Source organism: Sphingobacterium daejeonense (assembly GCF_901472535.1).
Classification (GTDB): domain Bacteria; phylum Bacteroidota; class Bacteroidia; order Sphingobacteriales; family Sphingobacteriaceae; genus Sphingobacterium; species Sphingobacterium daejeonense.
In genome coordinates, this window is sequence record NZ_LR590470.1 from 1,797,999 (window position 1) to 1,811,783 (window position 13,785).

9 protein-coding genes are annotated in these 13,785 nt (G+C 37.0%); 6 read left to right on the forward strand and 3 right to left on the reverse strand.

The features are described 5' to 3' along the window. Positions 1-20 precede the first annotated feature (20 nt). Together FGL31_RS08610 and FGL31_RS08615 are read left to right on the forward strand one after the other, a co-directional pair. Positions 21-596, forward strand: a complete 576-nt coding sequence (locus tag FGL31_RS08610) for a HupE/UreJ family protein (protein ID WP_138090585.1) — start codon at positions 21-23, stop codon at positions 594-596. A gap of 28 nt (positions 597-624) precedes the next feature. Further along, positions 625-2,958: a M1 family metallopeptidase gene (locus tag FGL31_RS08615; protein WP_232046430.1), complete on the forward strand. Its 2,334-nt coding sequence runs from the start codon at positions 625-627 to the stop codon at positions 2,956-2,958. A 55-nt stretch (positions 2,959-3,013) separates the two neighbouring features. On the opposite strand, the gene FGL31_RS08620 is transcribed toward FGL31_RS08615, so the two are convergent. From FGL31_RS08620 to FGL31_RS08630, 3 genes are read right to left on the reverse strand one after another with little or no spacing between them, the layout of a single operon-like run. Then, a complete protein-coding gene (locus FGL31_RS08620; protein ID WP_138090589.1) occupies positions 3,014-3,562 on the reverse strand; it encodes a GNAT family N-acetyltransferase in 549 nt (182 codons plus the stop codon). Further along, entirely contained in the window at positions 3,559-4,212 is a 654-nt protein-coding gene (locus FGL31_RS08625) for a TetR/AcrR family transcriptional regulator (protein ID WP_138090591.1), read from the reverse strand. The genes FGL31_RS08620 and FGL31_RS08625 overlap by 4 nt, the downstream gene beginning before the upstream one ends. 55 nt (positions 4,213-4,267) lie before the next feature. Next, a complete protein-coding gene (locus FGL31_RS08630; protein WP_138090593.1) occupies positions 4,268-5,335 on the reverse strand; it encodes a helix-turn-helix transcriptional regulator in 1,068 nt (355 codons plus the stop codon). 800 nt (positions 5,336-6,135) lie between these two features. On the opposite strand from FGL31_RS08630, the gene FGL31_RS08635 reads away from it, so the two are divergent. The 4 genes from FGL31_RS08635 to FGL31_RS08650 all read left to right on the forward strand — a co-directional run bounded on the left by FGL31_RS08635 (position 6,136) and on the right by FGL31_RS08650 (position 13,782). Further along, positions 6,136-7,233, forward strand: coding sequence for a slipin family protein (locus tag FGL31_RS08635; RefSeq protein ID WP_099371410.1), 1,098 nt, complete (start codon positions 6,136-6,138; stop codon positions 7,231-7,233). A gap of 386 nt (positions 7,234-7,619) precedes the next feature. After that, positions 7,620-8,723 carry an RtcB family protein gene (locus FGL31_RS08640; protein ID WP_232046432.1) on the forward strand — a complete coding sequence of 368 codons (1,104 nt, stop codon included), beginning with the start codon at positions 7,620-7,622 and terminating at the stop codon, positions 8,721-8,723. Positions 8,724-8,908: 185 nt separating this feature from the next. Further along, positions 8,909-12,022 (forward strand): SusC/RagA family TonB-linked outer membrane protein, encoded by a 3,114-nt coding sequence (locus tag FGL31_RS08645; protein ID WP_138090595.1) that lies wholly within the window; start codon positions 8,909-8,911, stop codon positions 12,020-12,022. A gap of 11 nt (positions 12,023-12,033) precedes the next feature. Continuing rightward, positions 12,034-13,782: a RagB/SusD family nutrient uptake outer membrane protein gene (locus FGL31_RS08650; protein WP_138090597.1), complete on the forward strand. Its 1,749-nt coding sequence runs from the start codon at positions 12,034-12,036 to the stop codon at positions 13,780-13,782. Positions 13,783-13,785: the final 3 nt, after the last annotated feature.

Here is a 13,785-nt window from a genome sequence, read left to right on the forward strand (position 1 = left end):
TTATTACAATAACCTAATTAATGAGTGATTTTTCCATTTATTTTCAACTCGGTTGGCAGCATATCCTAGACCTTACTGGATATGATCATATTTTATTTGTACTGGTTTTGTGTTGCAGCTATACTCTTAAAGATTGGAAACGATTACTTTGGTTGGTGACTGCATTCACGGTTGGTCATTCAATCACATTAGCTCTTGCAGCCTTTAAGATTGTTAAAGTTGATACAGGATGGGTTGAATTTTTAATTCCAGTTACCATTTTGATAACCGCTTTATATAATCTTCCCAAAAGAAGGAAACAGCGCAATCCTTATATTTTATATGCAATGACACTGTTTTTTGGTTTGATTCACGGACTGGGTTTTTCAAATTACCTTCAATCTTTATTGGGTCAAGAGGCGAATATTGTATTGCCCCTATTGTCATTCAATATTGGGTTAGAATTTGGACAGCTTATTATCGTATTTTTCGTTATTCTTTTATCTGAATTGATGTTAAAGATTTTCTCTGTGTCAAATAGGGATTGGAGTTTCTTTTTGTCTTCTGCGGTAATAGGGATTTCATTTATCATGGCACTTGAACGTATTCCACTATGAAATTAAATAATCAACTAATCAGAGGCTTTTGTTTGGCGTTGGTGGGGTATCAACATTTCAAACAGCATTCTCCCAAATGCAAAATAATCCAGGTTCCAACCATGGGAATAAATTTGAACAACTTGGCAGTTTGCTTTCTGACCCTAATATTTTCAGGACTGCCTCTGGAGCTCCTGGTTCGATGTATTGGCAACAGAAAGCTGATTATGTAATCGATGTAGAGGTTGATGAGGTAAATCAGCTGTTGAAAGGATCGGAAACAATTACTTATACCAATAATTCTCCGGATCCATTGAGTTATCTATGGCTACAATTGGATGAAAATGAGCATGCTGATAATGCTGAGAGCAAAAGATTTGACCAGAGCAGTTTGCGTGAAAGAATGTCTTTAGAGTCTTTGAAGTCTATCGTACCTGAACAAAAGGGTTATGGAGTTAATATTCGAAAATTGACAGATGCATCGGGCAAAGCTATGGATTATGTCATAAACTATACGATGATGCGTGTTGACCTTCCAACTCCATTGAAACCTGGTGCGAAGATTTCATTAAAAATAGATTGGGATTATAAAATTACTGACCGGATGGTCGAAAATGGTCGTGGAGGTTATGAACATTTTGCTAAAGATGACAATTACTTATATACGATAGCACAATGGTTTCCGCGGATGGCGGTTTACTCAGATTTCCAAGGATGGCAGAATAAGCAATTTACGGGACGTGGGGAATTTGCTTTGGTCTTTGGTGATTATAAAGTAAACATCACCGTTCCTTCTGACCATATTGTTGGAGCTACAGGTGAGTGTCAAAATTATGCACAAGTATTAAATTCTACACAACTAGCACGCTGGAAACAAGCACAGCAAACAAAGGAACCGGTAGAGATTGTTACCTTGGAGGATGCTAATAAGGCTATTCAACAAAAGTCTTCTGCTAAAAAGACTTGGGTTTATGAGGCTAAAAATGTTCGTGATTTTGCATTTGTTACTTCACGAAGGTTAATTTGGGATGCGATGAAGGTGAACGACGGTGTACCTGGCAACCAACCGATGGCTATGTCTTATTATGGTCCTGAAGCTTATCCACTTTACCGTAAATACTCTACTAAAGTAGTTGCGCATACCCTAAAGACCTATTCAAAATTTTCCATTCCTTATCCTTATCCAGTTGCCATTTCTGTTGAAGCAGTAAACGGTATGGAATATCCAATGATCTGTTTCAATTATGGTCGTGCTGATGAGGATGGGACTTACACAGAAGCTGTGAAGTATGGAATGATTGGTGTTATCATTCATGAGGTTGGTCATAATTTCTTTCCAATGATCGTAAATTCTGACGAGCGACAATGGACATGGATGGATGAAGGGTTAAATACATTCCTTCAATACCTTACCGAGCAGGAATGGGATAAAGATTTTCCTTCGCGTCGTGGCCCGGCTCACAAAATTGTAGACTACATGAAGTTGCCAAAAGATCAGCTGGAGCCTATCATGACCAATTCTGAGAACATAGTCCAATTTGGTCCAAATGCTTATGCAAAACCGGCAACTGCATTGAATATTCTTCGTGAAACCATCATGGGAAGGGAGTTATTCGACTATGCCTTTAAGGAATATGCGAAAAGATGGGAATTTAAACACCCGACTCCTGCGGATTTCTTCCGAACGATGGAAGATGCGTCAGCAGTAGATTTGGACTGGTTCTGGAGAGGTTGGTTCTTCACTACTGATCCAGTTGAAATATCCTTGGAAAATGTTACCCAATATAGAATGAGTGGGGGTGATCCAAAAATCACACAACAACAAAGAAAAGAAGCTTTCGAAAAGGACCTAAACAGTATTACCCGCCAACGGAATATGGAAGAGAATATGGCTTTTTTGGTAGATAAAGATACTTCCTTATTAGATTTCTACAATAAATGGGATCGATTTGCAGTGAAACCTTCTGATGAAGCTGCCTATCAAAAATTTTATGATAATTTGACCGATCAGGAGAAGGATATTTTCAATGGTAAAACCTCTTTTTATGAGTTGAATTTTAAAAATAATGGCGGATTGGTTATGCCCTTAATAATTGAGTGGACCTTTACTGATGGTTCCAAAGAAATCGATAATGTACCGGCATATATTTGGAGGATGGATGAAAATGAAGCTACTAAAGTTTTTGCGAAAACAAAGCAGGTTGCTTCTGTAAAATTAGATCCATTCCGTGAGACTGCAGACATAGATGAGTCAAATAATTCGTGGCCACGAACTTCCCAACCGTCAAGATTCGAGCTTTATCAACAAAATGGTAGGTCGGCGCGAGGTCAGTCAGCAGAATCAAACCCCATGAAAGAAGCGAAAAAAGAAAATAATAATTAGGTAATTGCCAAACCAAAAAATTAAGCCGGAGCGTAAACTGTTCCGGCTTTAATATTTATTGTTCTTCGTCGGATTTTAATTTTGAGAATACCAGTAAGTCCCTGAATTGATAATTTCCGATCCATTCTCCATTTCTTTTTGTTCCTTCGAGTTTAAACCCCAAACGCTTTGGAATATTTATACTTTTTTCATTACCTATGGCACAACAAATTTGAACGCGTTCAATATTTAAATCATCGAAAAGGGTTTTTATTAAGGCACTAACTGATTTTGTCATAATTCCCTGGTTTTGGAATTCTTCGGAGAGCCAATATCCAATTTCGGTATTTCTGTTGATCATGTCGGTTTCTTTTGTTCCGATTAATCCAATCATCCTGTCATTGAGACAAATCTTGTAAACATAATCTTTCTTCAATTTCCTGCTCAACATTGCCATTTCAACAAATCCTTTGCTGTCATCAACCTTTTTGGTGAACTGTACAAATGGGAGCCAATCTCCTAAATACTCTCGTTCCTTATTGATAATGTTAAACATACGGATGGCGTCACTTTCTACCAGAGCTTTTAAAGTAATATTAATATCTATGGGTATAGTTCTCTTCATGTAGGCGTTTTATTTAGTATCATTTTCAAAGCATTGATTATTCTTTCTCGATCTACATCCAAATTAAGGTCCAATCCGCAAAATGTGCTGCCATTAGTTTGAGCGTGCATCGCCAGATAATACAAACCTGCAGTCTGTAGGGCTAAAACAGCGCGGATATCTAAACTGCTTTCAATAAATGATTTTTCATATCTCTGAATCAATTGTTCCCCAATTTCTTCTCTACTGTTGGCAAGTTTTCTGAGAATATCCTTGTCTTCTGATAACTCCCATTGTAAAATACGTTGAAGGATTTCATCCTTCATCACGGTGTCAAATTGTCCAATTAATAAGTTTTGCATTTCATTTTGACTTATTACATCTTGGTTCAATAGTGTTGAAATGGTAGATTTTGCTTTAGTTTTCCAATAATCTCTTTTTTGAATGAAAGTTTCTACAAGGTTGTCCAGGTTTTCAAAATAAGTATAGATAAGTTTTCGGTCAACTTTTGCTTCAGTTGCAATATTGGCAATCGATAGACCAGGATAGCCGTGTTTTTTCAATACTTTTCCAACAGCATTCACGATTTTATTCATCGTTCTTGCTTTTTCACGAACGGGACCAGATGTTACTTTTCTCGTCTTTTGATCCGTCTTTGGAATTTTTTTCATGAATATTATTTTAATATAACCTTAAATGTACATATAAAACATATCTCTTTGCGAATTATCCATTTTCTGAGGTATTCAATTTATCTTGTATTGGTTTCTCCGGTGGAGTTAATTCATATCTTCTATATGCCCGATTCAATCTATATTTAATTCTTTTTTCCAATGATTTAGGTGCTAAAACTTTTATACACTCTCCAAAACCTAGAATCTCACGTTCTAATTCCAAATTTAAAACCACATCAATTCTGATTATAATCGATCCATCTTCCGATCTATTAATTATTTGTTGAGAAGAATGAATGGGTTTAGTTTCGATATACGGGGCATTTGATTTGTCTATTTGTAACAATACTTTTTGGCCTCGATCTTTTTCCGATTTAGTTACTCCAATCACATCACTATAATATCTGTCAAAATTTACGCCTTCATAGTGTTTGAATCCTGCTTTTGCCATCTCATCTAAATCGACGATTCGGTCTAATGCTAATGTGATTATGTTATCGATGTTTTTTTGCTTGCAGATCAAAAACCAACGATTTCTGAATTCTTTTAATAAATAGGGATAATATATCTTTTCAATAGGCTGTTGTGATCGGAATGACTTGTATTTTATCAGTAAAGGAATTTCTTCTTTAATAGCTTTATATAGCGGTGTTATCCATTTGATTCCCTTTAATAGGGGATTTCCTTCCATTTGCACAATGGATTTCCCATCCGTATTATTAGAGTATATATGACTTTCCAATCGGACAATCATGTCGCTCATTTCTTCAAAAAAATTAAATCCATTCAAATGTTTGAGAAGGTCAACAGCTTCTTTCATTTTCTCCATATCAACAGATGAAAGGGGCGAATTGCTGATACTATAATTCGGATCTTCATAACTATAGTATTTGCGGTCTTTGACAATTATTGGGGCATTGTACCCTAGTTTGTTGCTTCGCATTAATTGTAAATCACTTTGTATTGTCCGTTTACTAACGCCATTATTAATACCTTCTAATTCGTATAGAGCATCAGACACTTTCTCTATTAGATCCTCAAGGGTCCATTTCCTATGTTTTTGTTGTAAACATTGGTCAATGATTTTATAACGGATTAATGCTAGTTTGTTTGTTGACATCTTATTTTTCTTTTCAAAGCAATGATTTAATTTAAGTAAAAAGTTTTGTCTACGCAATGTATTTGCGTAGTATTCTTTTTAAAAAGGAATCTAGATGTTTTGTATAAAAATTATATTACTGAATATTAATATCTTACAGATATTTTCATCTTTTTATAATCATAAATTTTTATTGCGCATAAAGGCTGCGCACTGGTGTTAGCATCTTTGTAATGTCAGGTATGACATTGTTCTTTGATCAAACAAGCGGTAAGCTTTTTTTAACGATATATATCCGTTTGGATATATGTTCTGTAATCTCAAATTGAGATCCTAGTCATCTGTTTCTGTATAGCAGATTAGTGCTTAGCCAATAGGTTAAAGTATACTGGTCGATAGGAGAGGTTATAGTTCATACTTTGTGTGTTGCAGGTTCGACTCCTGCACCTGATTCGTCAGGTTAATTCAATTGGTAGAATAACAAACCCCGGCGAATGCCACATTGACATCTTTGATGTCCTTTTAACGCTTTTTGCGTTCCTGAGAGTTATGGTTTTCTCACGAAAAAGACCTAAAGCTCATCGTTTATTTTTCGGCCAAAACATAATTGTTATTGGCAATTAGTAAGAGTCTTAGCAATTTTTTGCTAGTCTTAAAACAAAAGATTTATAAGTTGATAGAATCCTGATCCATCGGGAATATAAAGATCTATAATTCGTTAAGTTTTAAAACTACCTCTAGATTCCGGCTTGAACTGATGAAAGATGAACGATGGCTTTATTAAAATGATTAATAGAGTATAAATAATAAATTATAATGCAATGAAAAGGATAGTAATTAACAAAAATGAAGTAGGTATGGTTATCAAAAATAATGCTGTAAAACGCATATTAACTGAAGGAACCTATTGGTTAGGGTTTGGTGAATCAGTTGATCGATACAATATGGCAGATTATTTCCATGTAAATCATAATACGGATGTGCTTTTGACTGTACCTGGATTTGCAGAATTGGTTGAAATCGTAGATGTACTTGACAATGAGATCTGTTTAGTTTTTATCAACAATTTATTTACAAATGTGTTGGGTCCTGGTCGATATTTCTTTTGGAAGGGTTTGTTAACCTATAATTTTCAAATAGAAAATATGAACCATTGGGAAGTTCCTGATTCAATAAATAGAGCATATATGGAATCTCCAGCTTTGATGTATTATATCAATAGATATATTGTTAGAGATTATGAAGGAGCGATTTTAATGGTCAATGGTAAATTCGAAAGAGAACTTATTCCAGGGGAATATAACTATTGGAAAAGCTTTAATAGAATTGAAGTTCTCAAAGTGGATTTCAGGACAGTTCAGATGGATATTCATGGACAAGAAATATTGACCAAGGACAAAGTTCAAATCAGACTGAATCTCAACATTCAATATCAAGTGAGTGATATGAAAGTTGCCTTGTTGGAAAACCATTCCTATATCGATCAATTATATAATTTGATGCAGATGGAGGTGAGATTGATGGTTGGAAATCAAAATTTGGATCAGCTTTTAGAAAACAAGGAAGTTATTGCCGAGACAATCTTGATGAAGAATGTTGTAGGAGTGAATAGGCTAGGATTAAAATTGATTTCGGCGGGTATTAAGGACATCATTCTTCCTGGGGAAGTTCGAGATATTATGAACCAGGTATTGGTTGCCGAGAAAAAAGCACAGGCCAATATCATCACTAGGAGAGAAGAAACAGCATCTACAAGAAGCCTGCTGAATACGGCAAAATTGCTTGAAGAAAATGCCATGCTCTTCAGATTGAAAGAAATGGAATACGTTGAGAAAATTGCTGATAAAATCAATTCGATTTCAGTTTCTGGCAATGGACAAATCGTGGATCAATTGAAACAATTGTTCTTAAATAAATAGGAAGCCCAGCAGGACAATTTGGTCCTGCTGTTTAAAAACAGTATTAAAATTGATAAATTAAGATATTATGGAAAATATGAGAATAAATGGCAATGATTTAATTGCTTTAGGATATAAAGAAAATGAAGCATTGGGCGTAGCCTTAAAAATAAACCGATTACGTTTAGGTTATAAGCGAGATGAGATGTTGGAGAAATTCAAAGAAGTTTTGGATAATCCGGAGGCATTTTTAGGGGATCAAGTTTTTGCTCCACTCTCGAACATGCTATTGAATGTGGATAAACTTGAAAAAGAATATATTAAGTTGAAATCTGAGGTTGATTCTTATGAGGTTTATGGTGGGGATCAAATTGAGGCAGGAGCGAAAAAAACAGATGAACACTGCCATGAAATTACCGATTACAGTTGCTGGTGCATTGATGCCAGATGCTCATCAAGGTTATGGTTTGCCAATAGGAGGTGTTTTGGCGGCAAACAATGCCGTTATTCCTTATGGAGTCGGAGTGGATATCGGATGCCGAATGGCCTTGTCCATATTTGATTTGCCAGCAACATATCTAGAAAGCCATCATGATGATCTTAAGAAAATCTTGATGAAAACCACAAGATTTGGTGCAGGAAATGGATTTCTAAAACATGAGCGATTGGATCATGAAGTATTGGAGAATGAATTGTTCAATGAAAACCCTTTTATTCAGAATCTGAAGGACAAGGCTTGGACCCAATTAGGGTCATCTGGTGGAGGAAACCATTTTGTGGAATTTGGAATTATGGAATTTCAGGCAGAAGATAAGGAGCTTGGAATTCATGAAGGCACCTACTTGGCTTTACTAACTCATTCCGGATCAAGAGGTTTAGGGGCTATGATTGCCAACCATTATACGAAGTTGGCCATGGAATTATGCAAGCTTCCCTATGAAGCCAAGCATTTGGCTTACTTTGACTTAGAATCTGCTGAAGGGCAAGAATATTGGATGGCGATGAATTTAGCTGGTGATTATGCTTCAGCCTGTCATGAAGTGATTCATGAAAAAGTATTGTCAGAACTAGGGGCAGAAAGGTTGGCGAAAATTGAAAACCACCACAATTTTGCATGGAAAGAGAAATGGAAAGGAGAGGATGTCATTGTACACCGCAAAGGTGCTACACCAGCTGGAGAAGGGGTGATGGGAATTATACCTGGATCCATGGCAGCGCCAGGATTCTTGGTTCGTGGAAAAGGTGAAGAACAATCCATCAACTCTGCTTCGCATGGCGCAGGTCGATTAATGAGCAGAACCCAAGCCATCAAAACTTTATCTAGGTCTGAAGTTTCCAAAAAACTAGAGGATTTAGGTATAACTTTGATTGGGGCAGACTTGGATGAGGCTCCAATGGCCTATAAAAATATACATGAAGTCATGGCAGCACAGACAGATTTAGTAAATGTTGTTGCAAGCTTTCACCCGAAAGTTGTAAGAATGGCTGATGATGGTTCAAAAGAAGACTGATTTAAGGCATATTAAGCTAGTTCCAAATTAATTGTAAGATAAAAATTATAATTTAATTTGGAACTTAATCGGTTAAGCATTAAACTTGTATTAATTATAAACTGAATTACTAATTAAATTTTCGTTCCGATAAGTAGCATTTGTGCTATTGTTGTCGAAATGCTTAATCGATTAACTTAACAATTATGTCTAATTTACCTATGAAGAATTACCGATTTTCAGGACTCATTGTTCTGTTTATTTGGTTCCAATTAATGGGCATGAACAGTGTTTTAGCTCAGCAAGGGGCGGTCACTGGGAAAGTAGTGGATAAAGAAGGAGCTGCGGTGGTTGGAGCCACAGTTGCTGCACTTCCGAATGGCAAGAAAACCGCTACAGGTGAAAACGGGGAATTTACCTTAGAGTCTGGCAGCAGTACTCAAATTAGGGTAACAGCCTTAGGTTATAAACGTATTGATATTCCGATTGCACAGGCATCCAATATTGTATTGGAGAAGGATGAATTAGGTGTTGAGGAGGTATTGGTCACTGGTTATATGACTCAGCGTAAGGCGGATTTGACGGGTGCTGTTTCTGTTGTTAAACGGGAAGATTTTGTAAATAACCCAAGTGCAAATGTTATGCGTTCATTGCAGGGTAAGGTCCCTGGTGTCCGTGTTACAACTGATGGTAACCCAGCTGAAAATGTGGGCATCCAGTTTCGTGGAATTACCTCTTTTAATTCGTCGCCTCCATTAATTGTTTTGGATGGTCAACCTGTTTCCATTAACCTTCGAGATATCAATCCAAATGACATTGAAAATATTCAGTTCCTAAAGGATGCGTCTTCGGCATCAATTTATGGTTCTAGGGCAGCTGGGGGTGTTATTTTAGTGACCACCCGTAAAGGTGTAAAAGGAAAAGCTCGGGTCACTTATGAAGGTTATGTAGCTGCAAATAATCCTGGGAATGTACCACAAATGCTAAATGCCGAAGAATATGGGAGGGCGTTATGGCAAGCTACTGTCAATGATGGAGACGATCCAAAAGGTATCAGGTATTATGAATACGATTGGGATTTGAATGCTCAAGGAATACCCGTTCTTAATAGCGTTAAGCCTCTTGAATGGTTAAATGAGGCTAAGACTATGCCTTCAGCGAATACAAATTGGTTTAATGAAGGTATGAGAACTGGAATCCAACAAAACCATCAAGTTTCCATTACCTCAGGTACAGAAAATTCCACGAGTTTTTTCTCAGTGAATTATTATAACAATGAAGGTACCCAGATTACATCATTTTTTAGGCGTTTGGCCGCAAGGATGAATAATGAATATGAACTGTTGGATGGGAGGATCAAGATAGGGGAGAATTTGACTTTAACGAATTTGAGAATGCGTGATATCAATAAGACTTATGATCTTCTAGTAATGCCTCCGAATATTCCTGTTTATGCCAATGACGGTGAATGGGGTGGAGTTGCCATGCCATTGGGCATGGATGATTTTGCGAATCCTATCCGTGACATGAAATTGAACCAAGACAATACGGGCAACTTTATGAAAGTTTTGGGTTCAGCTTACTTGACGGCAGAAATCATCAACAATTTAACTTTCAGGTCACAATATGGTGTGGATTATAGTATGTGGTACGACCGAAAGATAGATAAAAAGTGGAATGAAGCAGGAGGGAAGGCTGGTACGATCAATGGTGTGAGTCAAAATAATTGGCATGATTTGGGTCAAACCTGGACGAATACTTTGTTATATAATCTTTCGACGGGACAGCATCAACTCGATTTCATGGTTGGTATGGAAGCCTATAAATTTTTGAATGAGACCTTAAATGGATATCGATCTGATATCTTACTTGAAGAACGTGACTATGCATATTTATCAACTGCTACTGGTGAGCAACGTACATTCAACGGGGGTGGAAATGAAAGAACTATGCTTTCTTACTTTGCGAAAGCCAATTATGTATTTGCTGATAAATATCTTGCTTCGGCTACATTTCGTCGTGATGGTTCTTCTTCATTTGGTAAGAACAATAGGTACGGAAATTTTCCTTCCTTTTCTGTTGGATGGAGAATCAAGAACGAGGAATTTATGAAAGAGGTGGATTGGATTGATGATTTGAAATTTAGGGCGAGTTGGGGTCAGAATGGAAATGCCTCACCTTTGAACTCAGGCAAACTGGTAAATATTTATGTTACAGATGTTAATGGAACCTCATATGCAATTGGGGGTAATGAAAGTGGAAGTATACCAACAGGTTTTAGGCGTGCAAGCTTAGGTAATCCTGATTTAAAATGGGAGACCACCACACAATTCAATATTGGTGCTGATTTCACTTTGTTACAGAACAGATTATATGGTTCATTGGACTGGTTCAATAAGAAAACGACTGATATGTTGTTTGAGCCGCCATACATAGCCGCACTCGGTGAGGGGGGCTATCGTTGGGTCAATGCTGCTAACATGACCAACAAAGGGATAGAGGCACAGTTGACCTGGGCGGTTGCCAAGGAAGATTTCAGGTATTCCATTTCAGGGAATATATCAACGTACAAGCATCAAGTAAATTCATTGCCAGAGAATGTAAGGTTTGGATATGGTGGAAATGGACTTTTGGATGATATTATTGGTCGTCCGTTGAATTCATTATATGGTTTGGTTGCTGATGGTATTTATAGAACTCAAGAGGAGGTTGATAATGGGCCAAACCAACCAGGTAAAGGAATTGGCCGTATAAGATATAAAGATTTGGATGGTGATGGAGTAATCAATGAGATATTCGATCGTACTTGGATTGGCGTTACGGATCCCAAATTGGCAGCGGGGTTGAATTTCGAAGGAGCCTATAAAAACTTTGATTTCACTCTTTTTATGCAAGGGATATTTGGGAATTCTGTACGTAATACCTGGAAGGAGCTAAGTGATTTTTGGAACATAGGTGTTCAAAATGACCGTAACCACCCTAGTAGGATCTTAGATGCATGGTCTCCTTTGAATCCTGACTCTGATATTCCGGCACTATCCAGACGAGACGCCAATGCTGAAAAAAGATTCTCTACATATTTCGTAGAGGACGGTTCCTATGTCAAATTAAGGAATGTGACGATTGGATATTCACTTCCACTTTCCACCATTGAAAGAATTAAACTGAGCAAACTACGAGTTTATGTAACTGGTCAAAATATTTTTGCTCTGAAGAAATCTTGGGGCGAGGACAAGTTTACTGGAATGGATCCAGAAAATCCAGGAACTGGTTATCCAATGCCATTCTCATTTTATTTCGGTGTGAATGTTTCATTTTAATCTTAGCTATCATGAAAAATTTAAAATCTATAATATATATCTTCTTATCATTTTCATTGATTGGATGTTCCAAATTTTTAGATGTAAATCCAAAAGGAGTATTGTCGGAGGAGCAGGTTTCCAAGCCTGAATTAATTGACAATTTTGTTGTGGCTGCTTATGCGGCTATGCCTGGTTTAGGTTTTGGTACCACTCATGCACCATGGATTCAGAGTGTAAGATCTGATGATGCCTATAAAGGTGGTGGAGGTCTCAGTGACCAAACTCCTTGGTATGAGATGGAAATTTATACGGCCGTAACCCCCAATATTGGCAACAATGATGGCCCTTGGTATTTAGGGTATGTAGGAATCAGTCGGTGCAACACGGCTATCCGTCTATTGAATGAGATGGATGCGGCAGAATATGAACTTAAGGAAGAGCGGATTGCTGAGATGAAATTTCTCCGCAGTTGGATCTATTTGGGGATGAAATTGCGATGGAAATATATTCCATTTATCGATGATACGGTTCCTAATGATGCAGTGATTGTTGAAGGGATTTCCAATAGACCTGATGATATGAAAAATGATTTGCCAATATGGGATAGAATCATCCAGGATTTTGAAGATGCAGCTAAAGTTTTGCCAGATATTCAGACAGAGAAAGGTAGACCTACAAAATATGCTGCGCATGCATTTGCTGCAAAAGCTTTGCTTTTCAGGGCATACGAGCAAAATGACCAACATAAAGTAGTCAATATCAATAAAGAGACTTTGCAAAAATCATTGGTGCATATCAATGAAATTATGACTAAGGACAAAAGTCAATTTGACTTAGAAGAAGATTTTGCAAACAATTTCCTGCCTGAATTTGACAACAAGACGAAGGAATCACTATGGGAAATTCAATATTCCATTGATGATGGAACGACAGATGGGCGTATAAATCGTGGGGATGAGTTAAATGCGCCATGGTGGACTCCTTTTTTCAGTTGCTGTGATTTCCATAAGGTTTCTTACACAATGATTAATGCCTTTAAAACAGATAATACTGGTTTGCCTGATTTTGAAAACTATAATAACACAGAATTTATGGGTGACAAGTATAAAGAATATTTCAAATCTCATTCTTTTGACCCTCGTTTAGGGCATACTGCTGCAATCCCAGGTTATCCTTGGAAATATAATAATGCAATTATCTATCAGGAATCAGGCTCGAGAGCACCTTTTCAATATGGTTATTTCAATTCTATGAAAGAACAAGTTGATCCAAATTGTAATTGTTTATTCAAGCCATTCTACATCTATAATTCCATGAATAAAAAGGAAATTAGGTATTCTGAAGTTTTACTTTGGAAGGCTGAGATTTTGATGGAGCAGGGACAGTTGCAGGAGTCGTTGAACTTGGTGAATAGGGTGAGGAGCAGAGCAGCTACAAGCTTGGCACATTTGAAAAAAGCTGATGGTACGCTATGGATGAATTATAAAATTGAACTATACAAGCCAGGGGTGAATTTTACTTTGAACAAAGAGAATTTAAAGAAAGCAATAATCTGGGAGAACAGGTTAGAGTTTGCTAATGAGGGAAGGCGATATTTTGATTTATTGAGATGGGGGCTTCTTTCAGAAACCATGAATGAATATTTGAACAAAGAAAAAAGAAGGTTTGATTGGTACAATCAAGGAAGGTTTGTAGCTGGGCGAGATGAGTATTTGCCCATTCCACAACCACAAATGAATTGGTCTAAGGGATCATACAAACAAAATCCGGGATATTAAAAA